17 protein-coding genes and 1 tRNA gene are annotated in these 14,242 nt (G+C 67.5%); 15 read left to right on the forward strand and 3 right to left on the reverse strand.

What is annotated here, in order from left to right; genetic code table 11:
- Positions 1 to 152: 152 nt before the first annotated feature.
- Entirely contained in the window at positions 153 to 1,466 is a 1,314-nt protein-coding gene (locus NBE95_RS16925; protein WP_289895400.1) for a capsule biosynthesis protein CapA, read from the reverse strand.
- Positions 1,467 to 1,773: 307 nt separating this feature from the next.
- On the opposite strand from NBE95_RS16925, the gene NBE95_RS16930 reads away from it, so the two are divergent.
- The 8 genes from NBE95_RS16930 (at position 1,774) to NBE95_RS16965 (ending at position 7,663) form a co-directional block, all read left to right on the forward strand.
- The gene (locus NBE95_RS16930; protein ID WP_289895401.1) at positions 1,774 to 2,367 is read left to right on the forward strand and encodes a riboflavin synthase; all 594 of its coding nucleotides are present in this window, start codon (positions 1,774 to 1,776) and stop codon (positions 2,365 to 2,367) included.
- Positions 2,367 to 2,933 (forward strand): hypothetical protein, encoded by a 567-nt coding sequence (locus NBE95_RS16935; RefSeq protein WP_289895402.1) that lies wholly within the window; start codon positions 2,367 to 2,369, stop codon positions 2,931 to 2,933. The genes NBE95_RS16930 and NBE95_RS16935 overlap by 1 nt, the downstream gene beginning before the upstream one ends.
- Positions 2,923 to 4,041, forward strand: coding sequence for a 3,4-dihydroxy-2-butanone-4-phosphate synthase (gene ribB, locus NBE95_RS16940; RefSeq protein ID WP_289895403.1), 1,119 nt, complete (start codon positions 2,923 to 2,925; stop codon positions 4,039 to 4,041). The genes NBE95_RS16935 and ribB overlap by 11 nt, the downstream gene beginning before the upstream one ends.
- Before the next feature lie 4 nt (positions 4,042 to 4,045).
- Positions 4,046 to 4,597 (forward strand): 6,7-dimethyl-8-ribityllumazine synthase, encoded by a 552-nt coding sequence (locus NBE95_RS16945; RefSeq protein ID WP_289895404.1) that lies wholly within the window; start codon positions 4,046 to 4,048, stop codon positions 4,595 to 4,597.
- Positions 4,594 to 5,091: a transcription antitermination factor NusB gene (gene nusB / locus NBE95_RS16950; RefSeq protein ID WP_289895405.1), complete on the forward strand. Its 498-nt coding sequence runs from the start codon at positions 4,594 to 4,596 to the stop codon at positions 5,089 to 5,091. Before NBE95_RS16945 ends, nusB begins: the two co-directional genes overlap by 4 nt.
- Positions 5,092 to 5,168: 77 nt before the next feature.
- Positions 5,169 to 5,486, forward strand: coding sequence for a hypothetical protein (locus tag NBE95_RS16955; protein ID WP_289895406.1), 318 nt, complete (start codon positions 5,169 to 5,171; stop codon positions 5,484 to 5,486).
- A gap of 430 nt (positions 5,487 to 5,916) precedes the next feature.
- On the forward strand, positions 5,917 to 6,837 hold the full coding sequence (locus NBE95_RS16960) for a DUF481 domain-containing protein (RefSeq protein WP_289895407.1): 921 nt from the start codon (positions 5,917 to 5,919) through the stop codon (positions 6,835 to 6,837).
- A 370-nt stretch (positions 6,838 to 7,207) separates the two neighbouring features.
- Positions 7,208 to 7,663: an MmcB family DNA repair protein gene (locus NBE95_RS16965; RefSeq protein WP_289895408.1), complete on the forward strand. Its 456-nt coding sequence runs from the start codon at positions 7,208 to 7,210 to the stop codon at positions 7,661 to 7,663.
- Here the strand turns inward: NBE95_RS16965 and NBE95_RS16970 are convergent.
- Positions 7,644 to 7,886 (reverse strand): DUF6324 family protein, encoded by a 243-nt coding sequence (locus NBE95_RS16970; protein ID WP_289895409.1) that lies wholly within the window; start codon positions 7,884 to 7,886, stop codon positions 7,644 to 7,646. The genes NBE95_RS16965 and NBE95_RS16970 overlap by 20 nt on opposite strands.
- Before the next feature lie 113 nt (positions 7,887 to 7,999).
- Between NBE95_RS16970 and NBE95_RS16975 the strand changes: the two genes are divergently transcribed.
- Both NBE95_RS16975 and dusA read left to right on the forward strand, forming a co-directional pair.
- Positions 8,000 to 8,076: transfer RNA gene (locus tag NBE95_RS16975), tRNA-His, on the forward strand.
- A gap of 23 nt (positions 8,077 to 8,099) precedes the next feature.
- Entirely contained in the window at positions 8,100 to 9,107 is a 1,008-nt protein-coding gene (gene dusA / locus NBE95_RS16980) for a tRNA dihydrouridine(20/20a) synthase DusA (RefSeq protein ID WP_289895410.1), read from the forward strand.
- A gap of 28 nt (positions 9,108 to 9,135) precedes the next feature.
- Here dusA and mazG read toward each other — a convergent pair whose 3' ends face one another.
- Positions 9,136 to 9,891, reverse strand: a complete 756-nt coding sequence (mazG, locus tag NBE95_RS16985; RefSeq protein ID WP_289895955.1) for a nucleoside triphosphate pyrophosphohydrolase — start codon at positions 9,889 to 9,891, stop codon at positions 9,136 to 9,138.
- Between the two features lie 317 nt (positions 9,892 to 10,208).
- On the opposite strand from mazG, the gene yajC reads away from it, so the two are divergent.
- Genes yajC through ccmA form a run of 5 tightly spaced genes read left to right on the forward strand, consistent with a single transcriptional unit; the run spans position 10,209 to position 14,213 of the window.
- The gene (yajC, locus tag NBE95_RS16990; RefSeq protein ID WP_019352115.1) at positions 10,209 to 10,541 is read left to right on the forward strand and encodes a preprotein translocase subunit YajC; all 333 of its coding nucleotides are present in this window, start codon (positions 10,209 to 10,211) and stop codon (positions 10,539 to 10,541) included.
- Positions 10,542 to 10,558: 17 nt separating this feature from the next.
- Positions 10,559 to 12,223, forward strand: coding sequence for a protein translocase subunit SecD (gene secD, locus NBE95_RS16995; RefSeq protein ID WP_289895411.1), 1,665 nt, complete (start codon positions 10,559 to 10,561; stop codon positions 12,221 to 12,223).
- Positions 12,224 to 12,235: 12 nt separating this feature from the next.
- A complete protein-coding gene (secF, locus tag NBE95_RS17000) occupies positions 12,236 to 13,228 on the forward strand; it encodes a protein translocase subunit SecF (protein WP_289895412.1) in 993 nt (330 codons plus the stop codon).
- Positions 13,228 to 13,584 (forward strand): Mth938-like domain-containing protein, encoded by a 357-nt coding sequence (locus tag NBE95_RS17005; protein ID WP_289895413.1) that lies wholly within the window; start codon positions 13,228 to 13,230, stop codon positions 13,582 to 13,584. The genes secF and NBE95_RS17005 overlap by 1 nt, the downstream gene beginning before the upstream one ends.
- The gene (gene ccmA / locus NBE95_RS17010) at positions 13,581 to 14,213 is read left to right on the forward strand and encodes a heme ABC exporter ATP-binding protein CcmA (protein ID WP_289895414.1); all 633 of its coding nucleotides are present in this window, start codon (positions 13,581 to 13,583) and stop codon (positions 14,211 to 14,213) included. Before NBE95_RS17005 ends, ccmA begins: the two co-directional genes overlap by 4 nt.
- Positions 14,214 to 14,242: the final 29 nt, after the last annotated feature.

Consider the following 14,242-nt stretch of genomic DNA (forward strand, 5'->3'; position numbering starts at 1 on the left):
GCGGCCGGAGCAAGGCCGGTCCGCACCGAACGGGTGAAAAACTCGCTTGAGTCAAACTGTTACTCCTGTCCTCTCGTGCGATTCCCGGATCGCTGCCGTCTTTTGCGGCAGGTTAGCCCAGCACGGCGGGCTTTTCCATATTTTTGCCCTGGTCAATCGTCCTTGTCGCCCATCTGTTGCCGATACTGGCCACGTCCGGCGAAAAGCGCCTGATAGGGGTCTTCGGGTGCCAGCATCATGTCGACGACGATGCGCAGCGCGTGGGCGCGCGAGCGCGCCGCGTAATAGCCGCCCGGCACCTGGCTGCTTTCCAGCAGGAAATCGCGATAGCGCCGATAGGCCACGGCCCGCGGCGGGCGCGGATCGTGCAGGAACTCCGCCAGGCTTTGGTCCGAGACCAGGCCCGGCTTGTCGAAGACCGCCCGGCCCATGGCCTTGACCGGCAGGCCGCGCCACAGCGCCTGCTGCGCCGCCGTCGAATTGACGGTGATCGCCGCACGGGCCTGGTTCATCAGCCGCGCCAGCTTGCCGCCGCGGACGAAATGCACCCGATCCTCGATCCCCAGGGCGCGGGCCTTGTCCTGGATGGCCTGGCGGATGCCGCCGCGCCCGTCCTCGAGCGGGTGGGCCTTGAAGACCACGCGGTGGTGGCGGGGTGCCCAGCGGGAGAATTCGGTCAGCACCTCGTCGGTGAAGTCCGACATGCGGGCATAGGGCGAATGGGCGACGAAATTCGAATCATGTTCGAGCTGCATCAGCACCAGGATATAGGGAAAGCCGCCGCGCCGCACCGCCTTGGCCTCGCCTATGCGGGCCACGGCGTCGAGGGGGGTCAGCAGGAAGCGCCGCAGGTTCAGCCGGAACTCCCGGAACACGCCGATCTGGCGATGGGTGCGATAGCCGGGATAGCGGCGGTTCGCCACCAGCACGAAGAAATGGTAGAGCGCGCCGTAGAACTTGTGCTGGCGCATGTCGCCCCAATGCGCCGGCGGGCGGTTCATCTCGCCCATCCGGTTGCGCAGGGCGTTGCGCATCTCGCGCAGGGGGATGCGCATCAGCGCCGAATGGCCGTTCGAGCCGCCGCGTTCATAGGTGATCCAGAACGGGCGCAGATAGCCTTCCTCGAAGACATGCAGCACCAGGTCGTAGCGCTGCGCCGCCTTGCGCGCCGCGGCGTGGATCGGGCGCACATCGCCGTAAAGCACGATGTCGGTCACGCCCTTTTCGGTGATGATGCGGTCCAGATGCTCGGGCCAGTCCTCGGGGCGGCCGGCATGGCGGATCAGCCGCCGCGGGTCGGACCAGAAGAATTCGTCGCCGGCGTTGAAGCTGACGCGCCAGACCTGCGACCCGGTGTCGCGGAGCAGGCGGCCGACGCGGTCGAAGAACGGGCCATGCGGCCCCTGCAGCATCAGGAACACGCGCTTCGGCGCCGGCAGGGCGGCGGTTGCGGCGACGGGCGCCATGAGATGTCCCGCCGGTCGCGAGGTTCCGGCGACTTGCTGGCGCGCCGGCTGCTGGGCGGCGCGAAGAGTAAGGGATCCGGTCATGGTATCAGACGGTCAAGACCTTGGGCTGCTGAACATGGGTTTTCGGCTTTTCGCTACAGGCGGAGCCTACCACCGGGATCGTCCTTTCCTGATGCATGAAAACCCGACCGCTGTCACGACCTTTCCCGAATCTCGCTTAACGCGGCTTAAGCTCTGTTGCGGCTTTGCTTGAAGATCGGGCGGCAAGGCTCTAGTTCTCTGCCATCGGACAAAGGGGACGGCCATGTTTACCGGCATCATCACGGATATCGGCGAAGTTTCGCGCGTCGAGATGCGCGGCGACATGCGGGCGCGCATTTCCTGCCATTACGAAATGACCGGGGTCGAGCTGGGCGCCTCGATCGCCTGCGACGGCGTCTGCCTGACGGTGATCGAGAAGGGCGCCGACTGGTTCGACGTCGACATCTCGGCCGAGACGCTCTCCAAGACCAATATCGGCGCCAACGGCTGGGCGCCGGGCAAGCGGCTGAACCTGGAACGCGCGCTGCGGGTCGGGGATGAGCTGGGCGGCCACATCGTCTCGGGCCATGTCGACGGCGTCGCGGTGATCGAGGAGATGCATGACGAGGGCGACAGCACCCGCATCAGCTTCCGCGCGCCCGAGGCGCTGGCCCGCTTCATCGCGCCCAAGGGCTCGGTGGCGCTGAACGGCACCTCGCTGACGGTGAACGAGGTCGAGGGCGCCCGCTTCGGCGTCAACGTCATCCCGCATACCCAGGCGGTGACCACCTGGGGCGAAGCCCGGGTCGGCGATGGCGTCAACCTGGAAATCGACACGCTGGCCCGCTATGTGGCGCGGCTGGCCGAGGCGGGGTGATGGCGGGAATCGGCCATAACCGCGGCCCCGGCCCCGCCAGCGGCTTTCATGCCCATGCCTGGGCGGTGGCGCGGCGCGAGCTGCTGGGCGCGCGGCTGCCGGTCGAGGTGGTGCGGATGCAGGTCCGCCGGGCCAGGGAACTGGGCCTCGACTACAAGACCTATGCCGGGGTGCGGGCCACGACGGGCCGGGATCTGGTGGCTTTCCTTTATTCCAGCAACGCGCTTGGCGTGTTCCGCCCCCAGCAGCGGCTGGGCCAGGCGGAATGCGCCCGCATCGCGCAAAGCGCGGCCGTGCCGCATCTGGGCTGCGGACCGGGGCTTGCGCCGGCGGCGCTGGCGATGCAAATCGGGGCGCGATCGGTCCAGGATCTGCCGCATTTCGGCACCCCCTGGTCGGCGATGCGGGACAGGATGAAGGCCTGGTTGCGGGCCGAGGGCCTGCCCGGGGATGCGGTGCTGATGATCGGCGAGACCGATCACGAACGTGAGATGATGGCGGCGGGCGGGCTGGCGGGTTTCGTCAGCGGCCAGCGGTTCTTTGCAGGAGTTGCGGATGCAATATGACAAGCCGGGTGAGGTCGAGCGGGACTGGTCGAGCGCCATCTCTCCGACCGAGGAGATCATCAACGAGGCCCGCAACGGCCGGATGTTCATCCTGGTGGACCACGAGGACCGCGAGAACGAGGGCGACCTGGTGATCCCGGCGCAGATGGCCACGCCCGACGCGGTGAACTTCATGGCCACCCACGGCCGCGGGCTGATCTGCCTGTCGATGCCCGGCGCGCGCATCGACGCGCTGGGGCTGCCGCTGATGAGCTCGAAGAACTCCAGCCGCCACGAGACCGCCTTCACCATGTCGATCGAGGCGCGCGAGGGCGTGACCACCGGCATCTCGGCCCATGACCGCGCCCATACCATCGCGATCGCCATCGACCCGACCAAGGGCGCGGCCGACATCGCCACGCCCGGCCATATCTTCCCGCTGCGGGCGCGCGACGGCGGCGTGCTGGTCCGCGCCGGCCATACCGAGGCGGCGGTGGACATTTCGCGCCTGGCCGGGCTGAACCCGGCGGGCGTGATCTGCGAGATCATGAACGAGGACGGCAGCATGGCGCGGCTGCCGGATCTGGTGGCCTTCGCCCAGAAGCACGGGCTGAAGATCGGCACAATCAGCGACCTGATCGCCTATCGCCGCCGCCACGACAACCTGATCGCCGAGCGCGGCCAGCGCGCCGTGCATTCGACGCATGGCGGCGACTGGATGATGCGCATCTTCGCCGACGAGACCACCGGCGCCGAGCATATCGTGCTGACCAAGGGCGACCTGACCACGCCCGGCCCGGTTCCGGTGCGCATGCATGTCCTGGACCCGCTGCATGACGTGCTGGGCATCGGCCGCGAATCCGCCGGCAGCCTGGGCGCCGCCATGCGCCTCATCGCCGAGGAGGGGCGGGGGGTCGTGGTGCTGTTCCGCGACCTGGAACCGCGGCTGCCGCGCCAGGACGAGGTGTCGTCGCATGTGATCCGGCAATACGGGCTCGGGGCGCAGATCCTCTCGGCGCTCGGCCTGTCCGAACTGGTGCTGCTGACCAATTCGGCGCCGGTCAAGGTGGTCGGGCTTGACGCCTACGGGCTTTCGATCCATTCCAGCCGTCCGATTCCCCAAGAGTGACCTGATGGCCGCCAGCATCGAACATTACCAATTGCCGCTGCCCCGTATCGAGGGCGGCGCGCGGCTGCTGATCGTGGTCGCGCCCTATTACCGCCAGATCGCCGACGGGCTGATCGCCGGCGCGCGCAAGGTCGCGGCCGAGGCCGGCGCGGCCGTGGATCTGGTCGAGGTGCCCGGCGCGCTGGAGGTTCCGACCGTCATCGGCCTGGCCGCCGCGCGCGGGCTCTATGACGGCTATGTCGCGCTGGGTTGCGTGATCCGGGGCGAGACCACGCATTACGACACGGTCTGCAACGACAGCTCGCGCGGCATCACCCTGCTGGGGCTGCAGGGCCATTGCATCGGCAATGGCATCCTGACGGTCGAGAATTACCGGCAGGCCGAGGTCCGCGCCGACCCGGACGGCCAGAACAAGGGCGGCGGCGCCGCTGCGGCCGCGCTGCATCTGGTAGCGCTGAAACGCCGCTGGCAGGCGCAATCGCCACGCGGCGATGCGGGGGCGCCGCGCGACGTGATCAAGCTGGCCGGCGAAATCGACGGGCCGAGGGGCGCATGAGCAAGACAGGCGACAAACGCAATTCCGCCGACCGCGAGGCCCGGCAGGCCCGGGCCGCCGCGGCGCGGCTTTATGCCGTGCAGGCGCTGTTCCAGATGGAGGCGGCCGGCCATTCCGCCGACCGCGTCCAGCGCGAGTTCCTGAACTGGCGCATCGGCCGCGAGGGCGAGGACCAGGACATCGTCTCGGCCGAGGCGGATCTGGCACTGTTCGCCCGCATCATCGACGATGCCGTCACCTGGCAGTCGAAGATCGACCAGATGACCGACCGGGCGCTGGTGGCGAAATGGCCGATCGACCGCATCGACCCGGTGCTGCGCTCGGTGTTTCGTGCCGCCGGAGCCGAACTGGTGACCCCGAAGACCCCGCCCAGGGTGGTGATCACCGAATATGTGCAGTTGGCGCAGGCCTTCTTCGCCGAGGGGCGCGAGTCGAAATTCGTCAATGCCGTGCTGGACCATATGGCCCGCGAGGCGCGGCCCGAGGCATTCTGACGCGCCGCGCATTTTTCCTGCCCGAGGCGCGGCGATCGCGCTAGAATGGCGCGGTTCGTCCAGCTTGGGGAAAGCAGATGCCGCAGCTCATCCGGCTCTATATCGTCAGCATCGCCATCGGCTTTGCGCTGGCGCTGGTCTTCACCGGCCTGCTGCTGGCGCTGGACGTGGCCGGTTTGCGGCATCTGACCAGCGCGACACGCGGCGGCTGGATCGCCGTGCTGATGCTGACGGTCTTTCACACCATCCTGTTTTCCGGGGTGCAGTTCGGCATCCGGGTGATGCTGATGGCCCAGGGCGAGGGGCCGCGCGGCGGCCACCGGCAACGGATTCGCCGCCGGCCCGCGCCGGCGCCCGCCGCGGTTCCCGCATCCGCGGGCACGGTCTCGCGCTGAGCGGACCGCCCGGGCAATCACGGAACCGCTGCATTTTTGCGTCCGGACTGTGGACCTGACGCAACAATCTGACCGGCAAGGCAGCGCAGAAGCGCTGCCTTTTTTTTGTGCAGCACCCCGGGCTGCATGGTTCTGTTGCAGGGCTTTCATGCTTCGTGAGGTTGCGGTGCCCTATTACCTTCTGAACTTGTGTCACAAACGCCGCCGCAACCTTTCCGCGAAATGGTTTCATCACGATTTCGGATGGTCATATTTCCGCCAACGGCGAAATTCCGCGGTCTTTTCACGTTTTTGAGAGCTTCTCCGGGGTTTTCACGGCCTCTTTATCCAGAGGTGTCCCAGTTCTACCTCTGAGCCAGCAGAGATGCTCGTGGCGCCGGAAGGCCGGGGTCACGGACACGAAACGGTTCGAAAAAAGGACTGATCCAAGATGAAAACGCTTGCTTACCTCGCCGGCGCTACCGCCCTTGCGACCGCCTTCGCGGCCCCCGCCTTCGCGCAGTCGGAAATCAGCACGGGCGCCAATGCCACCGGCATCTCCTCGGTCAACGAACAGATGAAGGACGTCGAAGAGGCGGTTCGCGACGATTTCGACCGTTCGTCCGACGCCTATCGCTTCGGCAATCCGGAGCGCCGCGAAGGCCTGTTCGGCTCGGTCGCGCTGAGCTATGTCGGCCGCACCGGCAACAGCGAGAACCAGGACTTCAGCCTGTCCGGCCGGCTGTCGGCCAATCAGGGCCGCTTCTCGCAATCGGTCGGTATCCTGCTTGAATACGGCGAGAACAACGCCGGCGACAAGGATACCGAAAAGACCTATGTCATCTACGAAGGCATGTATGACATCAACGACCGCTTCTACGGTTTCGCGCTGGGTCGCCTGACCACCGATGCGCTGGCCAACAACCCGGTCACCCTGGCCGATGACGAGACCTTCGATGATCTGGACGGCCGCCTGAAGCGGGACGCCTATTTCGGCGTCGGTCCGGGCTATCGCGTGATCAACAACGACACCACCGCCTGGCGCGTGCAGGCCGCCGTCGGCGTGCGCTACACCAAGGCCGTGGACGTGATCGACCCGGTGGCCGAAACCTATGAATACAACACCAACACCGAAGTCGGTTACCTGCTGTCGTCGCGCTTCTACCACAAGATCAACGACCAGTTCTTCATCACCAACGATACCGACTACCTGACCTCGGACGCCAACGATACCGCGACCAACGAGCTGGGCCTGAACTTCAAGATGACGGATGCCTTCGCGACCCGGGTTTCGTACAAGACCGAGTATGTCTCGGACCGCGCGACCCGCACCGACAACACGCTGGGCGTGTCGCTGGTCTACGGTTTCTGATCGACCGGCAAATCCCTTCTCTCTCTCTCGGGCGGCCTTCGGGCCGCCCTTTTTTGTCCGGCGCGACGCATCCGCCCAGCCGTCGAGGTTCGGGAAGGGGTGGCGGGAACCGCAGCGGCCGTGGCAGCGCTAGTTTCCCCGAAAGCCTGGATGTCCAGGTGGGAGCCGGATAACGGGACCAGAGCCCCGACAGAGCCAGCCCCCTCGGTGAAGTTATAGGCCAGTGGAAAAAGAGGCCACACACGAGAAGAGCAGAAACCCGCCAGTCACGCAGATAGGCGAGGGGGGGCCGCGCCGCAAGATCCCTGCGGCCGGGCTTGCAAGATGTTTACGCTTCGTTCATGGTTCGGCCATGCCGAACCCCGATCCCATGACCGAAACCCTGCCGGTGAAACCGGGCCAGCGGTTGGCGCGCGGCGTGGCGCGGATGCTGACCGGGATCGGCCATGCGGCGCTGGCGGAGTTCGTGCCCGCGGGCGGGCTGCGGGTCGACGTGATCTCGGTTTCGCCCAAGGGCGAGATCTGGGTGGTGGAATGCAAGAGCTGCCGGGCCGATTTCGTCGCCGACCGGAAATGGCAGGGCTATCTGGAATTCTGCGACCGCTTCTTCTGGGCGGTGGACGCGGATTTTCCCGAAGACCTGCTGCCCGCGGGCTCGGGCCTGATCCGCGCCGATTCCTGGGGCGCGGAACTGGTGCGCATGGCGCCCGAGACGCGGTTGGCCGGCGCCCGGCGCAGCCGGCTGCTGCGCGACATCGCCCGGGTCTCGACCGCGCGGCTGCTGGCGCTGACCGATCCGCTGGGAATCAGCGGCGCGGCTTCCTGACATCCTTGCCGGGCTTGCCGCCGCCGCCCTTGCCGGGTGCGCCCATGCTGCGCGCCGCCTCGGCCGCGGCCAGCAGTTCCTCGGCGATTTCCTCGGCCTCGTCGGGATCGAAATCCAGCGGCAGGTCGACGCCTTCGGCCTCGACATAGATGCGGACCATGCCGCGATCGGTGGGGCCGATCTGAAGATTCGCGGCGATATTGCTTTCGCTGTTGATGCTCATGCTGCTCTCCTGCCGGCTGGCCTTTGGCTATGAGGATTTTCCTTACCCCGCATGGCAAAAAGCGGCAAGACGGGCTTGCGCCGGCCGGTGGCTGGCGCTAGATACCCGCCTGTGCCGCCTTAGCTCAGTTGGTTAGAGCGCTAGATTGTGGATCTAGAGGTCCCCCGTTCGAGCCGGGGAGGCGGTACCATCGCAATCAGGCAGTCCAGGCGCATGACCACGGTCCACAAGAACGGTATCGCGGAGGCGGCGCGGTTTTCCGTGGCCCCGATGATGGACTGGACCGACAGCCTGTGCCGCCGCGTCCACCGCCTGCTGTCGCGCCGCACCCTGCTTTATACCGAAATGGTGACCGCCCCGGCGCTGGTTTTCGGCGACCGCGCAAAACTGCTGGACCACGACGCGGGCGAGCATCCGCTGGCGCTGCAACTGGGCGGCTCGGATCCCGGGCAATTGGCCGAGGCGGCGCGGATCGGCGCCGATTGGGGCTATGACGAGATCAACCTGAATGTCGGCTGCCCCAGCGACCGGGTGCAGTCGGGCTGCTTCGGCGCCGTGCTGATGACCCGGCCCGAGCTGGTCGTGGAATGCGTCGCGGCGATGATCGCGGCCAGCCCGGTCGAGGTCACGGTGAAATGCCGCATCGGCGTGGACGAGCAGGACCCCGAGGCGGTGCTGCCGGATTTCCTGTGCCGGATGCGCGAGGCCGGCGTGCGCCGCATCACCATCCATGCCCGCAAGGCCTGGCTTCAGGGCCTGTCGCCGCGCGAGAACCGCGAGATCCCGCCGCTGGACTATCCGCTGGTGCATCGCATGAAGCGGGACTTTCCCGACCTGCACCTGTCGGTGAATGGCGGCATCGCCTCGCTCGACGCGGTGGGCGAGCATCTGCGGATGATGGACGGGGTGATGGTCGGGCGCGCCGCCTATCACCAGCCCTGGGACATGCTGGGCGCGGCCGACCGGCTCTGGAACGAGGCGCCGCGCTTTGCCGATCCGCTCGCGGCGGCGCAGGCGCTGCGCGAACTGGTCGAGGCGCATCTGGCGGCGGGCGGGCGGCTGCATCAAGTGACGCGGCACATGCTGGGACTGTTCCACGGCCGGCCGGGCGCGCGCGGCTGGCGGCGGCAGCTTTCCGAAGGCGCCTCGCGGGCCCGCGACCGCGCCGAGGCGCTGGCGGTCTATGACGCCGCGCTGGCCGAGGTCATGGTCCCGGCCTGACCGCGGGCGTGGGGCGCGCGCGACCGGCCTATTCGCGCTCGGCCGCCTTGGCGCGATCCCAAAGCGCATCCATCTCGGCCAGGTCGCTGTCCTCGGGGCGGCGGCCCTGGGTGGCCAGCGCCGCCTCGATGGCCTGGAAGCGGCGGGTGAACTTGGCATTGGCGGCACGCAGCGCCTCCTCGGGGTCGATCTGCAGGTGCCGGGCCAGATTCGCCATCACGAACATCAGATCGCCGAATTCCTCGGTCAAATGGGCGTGATCGGCGCTGTCCCTGGCCTCGACCAGCTCGCGGCTTTCCTCGACGATCTTGTCCAGCACACCGGCCGGGCCGGGCCAGTCGAAGCCGACGCGGGCGGCGCGGTTCTGCAGCTTGACCGCGCGGGTCAGCGCCGGCAGGCCAAGCGCCACGCCGTCCAGCACGCCCTTTTCGGCCTTGGCGGCGCGCTCTCGGGCCTTGATCGCCTCCCAGTCGCGGACCTGCTGCTCGGCCGATTTGTCGCGGGATTCGTCGCCGAAGATATGCGGATGCCGGTCGATCATCTTGTCCGAGATCTTCGCCACCACCTCGGCGAAGTCGAACATCCCGGCCTCGTCGGCCATCTGGGCATGGAAGATCACCTGCAGCAGCAGGTCGCCCAGCTCGCCCGGCAGCTCGTCCCAGGCCTGGCGGGCGATGGCGTCTGCGACCTCATGCGCCTCCTCGATGGTATAGGGCGCGATCGAGGCGAAGTCCTGCTCGATGTCCCAGGGACAGCCGGTCTGCGGGTCGCGCAGCGCCGCCATGATCGCCAGCAGGCGGCGGATGCCGGTGCGGTCGCTCTCCTCGCGGGTCAGCGCCGGATGGGGCGCCCGTGCCGTATCCCGGCTGGCCGTGTCCTGTGTCGCCGTGTCCTGTGCCATGATGCCGCCTTTCGGAAAGGATCCCGTCCGACCTGCCACAGCCCGGCCCGCATGTCCACGCCGCCGGGCCGGTTTGCCGGGTCGTCCGTCGGGGCCGTCTTGTCGTTCCGGCTTTCTTGCCATCCCGCGGTCCCGCGGATAGGGTGCGCGCCAATTCCGCCGGGGGATGGCCCGGAGAACGCTTGCAAAGGGATCAATCCATGTTCGTGACCGCCGCCCATGCCCAGGCCGCCGGAGCGCCTTCGGGGGCCGCCAGCATCGCCTCGTTCCTGCCGTTGGTCCTGATCTTCGTGATCATGTATTTCCTGATGATCCGGCCGCAGCAGAAGCGCATGAAGGAACATCGCGCCCTGATCGAGGCGCTGAAGAAGGGCGACGAGGTCGTCACCCAGGGCGGCCTGGTGGGCAAGATCACCTCGATCCGCGACAATGAGCTTGAGGTCGAGATCGCGCCGGGCGTCAAGGTCCGCGTGATCCGCTCGACCATCACCGGCTTGGTGAATCGCACCCAGCCCGCCGCCGCCAACAACTGAAGGCCGCCATCCCGACCATGCTGGACATCCCCTTCTGGAAGCGTCTGCTGATCCTCGCCCTCATCGGCCTGGGTCTGCTCTATGCGATGCCGAACCTGTTCTACAACCGGGTCGAGCAGCATAACGACGCCGTCACCGCCGCCGAGCGCAACGGTTTCGCAACCGAGGAAGAGACCCAGGCCCGCGCCGGCTGGCCGGACTGGCTGCCTTCGGGCCTGGTCAATCTGGGCCTCGACCTGCGCGGCGGCGCCCATCTGCTGGGCGAGGTGCATGTCCAGGACGTCTACAAGGCCCGGATGGATTCGCTGTGGCCCGAGCTGCGCGACGCGCTAGCAGCGCAGCGCGACCTGGTCGGCGCCGTCCGCCGGGTCCAGGCCCCCGACGGCCAGCTGACGGTCGAGATCGGCAATCCCGAGCAGATGGCCAAGGCGGTCGAGATCGCCCGCGGCCTGGCCACGCCCGTCACCTCGCTGACCGGCGCCGGGCAGAGCGATCTGGCGATCTCGGCCTCGGGCAGCCGGCTGACCGTGCAGCTTTCGGATGCGGAGAAGGCCGCGACCGACGACCGCACCGTGCAGCAGTCTCTGGAGATTATCCGCCGCCGCATCGACGAGGTCGGCACGCGCGAGCCGACGATCCAGCGCCAGGGCAAGGACCGCATCCTGATCCAGGTGCCCGGCATCGGCTCGGCCGAGGAACTGAAGCAGCTGATCGGCACCACGGCGAAACTGACCTTCAACCCGGTGGTGAACCGCACCACCGATGCCAATGCGCGTCCCGGCACCGGCAATGTGCTGCTGCCCTCGATGGACGAGCCCGGCGTCTATTACGTCATCGAGGAGAATCCGGTTGTCACCGGCGAGGATCTGACCGACGCCCGGCCGAGCTTCGACCAAAACGGCGCGCCGGCGGTGGATTTCCGGTTCGGCCCCTCGGGCGCCAAGCGGTTCGGGGCCTATACCTCGGCCAATATCGGCCAGCCTTTCGCCATCGTGCTGGACAACCAGGTGATCTCGGCGCCGGTGATCCGGCAGGCGATCACCACCGGCTCGGGGCAGATCTCGGGCGCCATGGACGTCGAAGGCTCGACGCAGCTGGCAGTGCTGCTGCGCGCGGGCGCGCTGCCGGCGCAGATGACCTTCCTGGAGGAACGCACCATCGGCCCGGAACTGGGCCAGGATTCGATCGACGCCGGCCGGCTGTCCTCGATCATCGCCACGGTGGCGGTGGTGGCCTATATGGTCGCGAGCTATGGGTTGTTCGGTGTCTTCGCCTCGGTCGCGGTGATCGTGAACGTCATCCTGATCCTGTCGGTCATGTCGATGATGGGGGCGACGCTGACGCTGCCCGGCATCGCCGGCATTGTGCTGACCGTCGGCACCGCGGTCGACGCCAACGTCATCATCTACGAGCGTATCCGCGAGGAGCTGCGCGCCGGCAAGCGCATGGCCAAGGCCATCGACGACGGCTTCAGCGAGGCGATGAGCGCGATCATCGACGCCAACGTCACCAGCTTCATCGCGGCGATGGTGATGTTCTTCCTCGGCTCCGGGCCGGTGAAGGGCTTTGCGGTCACGCTGACCATCGGCCTGGTCACCTCGGTCTTCACGGCGATCTACCTGACCCGCCTGTTGATCGTGCTCTGGCTGGAATGGCGCAAACCCAAAGAGCTGATCTTGTAAGGGAGCAGGACCATGGCATTTCGTCTGAAACTCGTTCCCGACAACACCAGCTACAACTTCTTCCGCTGGCAATGGCTGACCTTCGGCATCTCGGCCCTGGCCATGGTCGTCTCGGTCGTGCTGGTGCTGGTCATGGGGCTGAACTTCGGCATCGACTTCAAGGGCGGCACCACCATCCGCACCGAAAGTCCGACCGCCTTCGAGGTCGGCGACTACCGGCAGGCGCTGAACGGGCTGGACCTGGGCGACGTCTCGATCACCGAGGTCTTCGATCCGAGCTTCGGCGCCAGCAAACATGTGGCGATGATCCGCATCGGCACCACGGACGAGACCGGCTCGGTCACGCCCGAGCAACTGAACGAGGTCGAGGCGGCGCTGCAGACCGTCGATCCGCAGGTGGTCTTCGCCGCGGTGGAATCGGTCGGCCCCAAGGTCTCGGGAGAGCTGATCAAGACCGCCTTCTACGCGGTGGGCGCCGCGACCATCTGCATCATGTTCTATATCTGGCTGCGCTTCGAATGGCAGTTCGCGCTGGGGGCGGTGGTCTCGATCGTGCATGACGTGCTGCTGACGGTGGGGATCTTCTCGCTCTTCCAGCTGAAGTTCGACCTGACCACCATCGCGGCGCTGCTGACCACGCTGGGCTATTCGGTGAACGACACCGTGGTCGTCTTCGACCGGCTGCGCGAGAACCTGATCAAATTCAAGACCATGCCGCTGATCGACGTGATGAACCTGACGGTGAACGAGACGCTGTCGCGCACCATCATGACCGCCGTCACCACGGCGCTGGCGCTTGGCGCGATGATGATCTTCGGCGGCGACGTGATCCGCGGCTTCGTCTTCGCCATGCTGTGGGGCGTGTTCGTCGGCTGCTATTCGACCATCTACGTCGCCAAGAACATCGTGCTGTGGCTGGGCGTCAAGCGCGACTGGAGCAAGCCCGGACCCAAGGAGAAGACGCCGGGCGAGGATATTCCCGCCGCCTTCCGGGACGCGCCCTGATGGCGGTGATGACCCCCACGGAATTCTCCGGGGCCGTGCCGGTGGACGGCTACGGCCCCGGCTTCTTCCGGGTCGGTGGCGTGGTGCATCACGGCGCGGTGATCGTCACCGCCGCGGGCGTGCGCGCCTGGGGCGGGCTGGGCGACCGCGAGCCGCTGCTGGCGCTGGCCGGCGAGGTGGACGTGCTGTTCCTGGGCATGGGCGCCGAGATCGCCTTTCCGCCGCGCGACCTGACCGCGGCGCTGGATGCCGCCGGCGTGATGGCCGAGCCGATGAGTTCGGCCTCGGCCGCGCGCAGCTACAATGTCACACTGTCCGAGGGCCGGCGCGTGGCCTGTGCGCTGATCCCGTTATGAGCCTGCTCGCGGTCCGCGACCTTGCCGTGGCGCGGGGCGGGCTGCGCGCCGTCGAAGGGGTCTCCTTCGGACTCGATCCCGGCCGGGCGCTGGTGCTGCGCGGGCCGAACGGCATCGGCAAGACCACGCTGCTGCGCACGCTGGCCGGGCTGCAGCCGGCGGTCGCCGGCAGGATCGAGACGGCGCCGGAGGCCATCGCCTATGCCGGCCATTCCGACGGGCTGAAGCCGGCGCTGACCGTGACCGAGAACCTGCGTTTCTGGGCCGAGATCTTCGGCGGCCATGACATCGCCGCCGCGTTGGAGGCGATGAACCTGCGCGAGCTGGCCTCGCGGCCGGCCCATGCGCTGTCGGCCGGGCAGAAGCGGCGGCTGGGGCTGGCGCGGCTGATGGTGACGGGACGGCCGATCTGGCTGCTCGACGAGCCGACGGTGTCGCTGGACCGCGATTCGGTGGCGCTGTTCGCCGCCATGCTGCGCGCCCATCTGGGCCGGGGCGGCGCGGCGGTGATCGCCACCCATATCGACCTGGGCATGCCCGAGGCCGAGATCATCGACCTTGCCCCCTATCGCGCCACGCAGACCCGCCGCGAATCGCGCCCCGCCGGCTTCAATGAGGCATTCGGATGACAGGAGCGGGCGGATGACAGGAACGGGCG

Source organism: Paracoccus sp. TOH, assembly GCF_030388245.1.
In the GTDB taxonomy this organism is placed as follows: Bacteria; Pseudomonadota; Alphaproteobacteria; order Rhodobacterales; family Rhodobacteraceae; genus Paracoccus; species Paracoccus simplex.

Bases quoted from the DNA above. Each gene is read 5' to 3' on its own strand.
- NBE95_RS16965 (WP_289895408.1), top strand. From the start codon at position 7,208: ATGACCGAAACCCTGCCGGTGAAACCGGGCCAGCGGTTGGCGCGCGGC.
- NBE95_RS16970 (WP_289895409.1), bottom strand. From the start codon at position 7,886: ATGAGCATCAACAGCGAAAGCAATATCGCCGCGAATCTTCAGATCGGC.
- NBE95_RS16945 (WP_289895404.1), top strand. From the start codon at position 4,046: ATGGCCGCCAGCATCGAACATTACCAATTGCCGCTGCCCCGTATCGAG.
- ribB (WP_289895403.1), top strand. From the start codon at position 2,923: ATGCAATATGACAAGCCGGGTGAGGTCGAGCGGGACTGGTCGAGCGCC.
- ccmA (WP_289895414.1), top strand. From the start codon at position 13,581: ATGAGCCTGCTCGCGGTCCGCGACCTTGCCGTGGCGCGGGGCGGGCTG.
- NBE95_RS16930 (WP_289895401.1), top strand. From the start codon at position 1,774: ATGTTTACCGGCATCATCACGGATATCGGCGAAGTTTCGCGCGTCGAG.
- nusB (WP_289895405.1), top strand. From the start codon at position 4,594: ATGAGCAAGACAGGCGACAAACGCAATTCCGCCGACCGCGAGGCCCGG.
- yajC (WP_019352115.1), top strand. From the start codon at position 10,209: ATGTTCGTGACCGCCGCCCATGCCCAGGCCGCCGGAGCGCCTTCGGGG.
- dusA (WP_289895410.1), top strand. From the start codon at position 8,100: ATGACCACGGTCCACAAGAACGGTATCGCGGAGGCGGCGCGGTTTTCC.
- secF (WP_289895412.1), top strand. From the start codon at position 12,236: ATGGCATTTCGTCTGAAACTCGTTCCCGACAACACCAGCTACAACTTC.
- NBE95_RS16960 (WP_289895407.1), top strand. From the start codon at position 5,917: ATGAAAACGCTTGCTTACCTCGCCGGCGCTACCGCCCTTGCGACCGCC.
- NBE95_RS17005 (WP_289895413.1), top strand. From the start codon at position 13,228: ATGGCGGTGATGACCCCCACGGAATTCTCCGGGGCCGTGCCGGTGGAC.
- mazG (WP_289895955.1), bottom strand. From the start codon at position 9,891: ATGGCGGCGCTGCGCGACCCGCAGACCGGCTGTCCCTGGGACATCGAG.
- NBE95_RS16925 (WP_289895400.1), bottom strand. From the start codon at position 1,466: ATGGCGCCCGTCGCCGCAACCGCCGCCCTGCCGGCGCCGAAGCGCGTG.
- NBE95_RS16935 (WP_289895402.1), top strand. From the start codon at position 2,367: ATGGCGGGAATCGGCCATAACCGCGGCCCCGGCCCCGCCAGCGGCTTT.
- secD (WP_289895411.1), top strand. From the start codon at position 10,559: ATGCTGGACATCCCCTTCTGGAAGCGTCTGCTGATCCTCGCCCTCATC.
- NBE95_RS16955 (WP_289895406.1), top strand. From the start codon at position 5,169: ATGCCGCAGCTCATCCGGCTCTATATCGTCAGCATCGCCATCGGCTTT.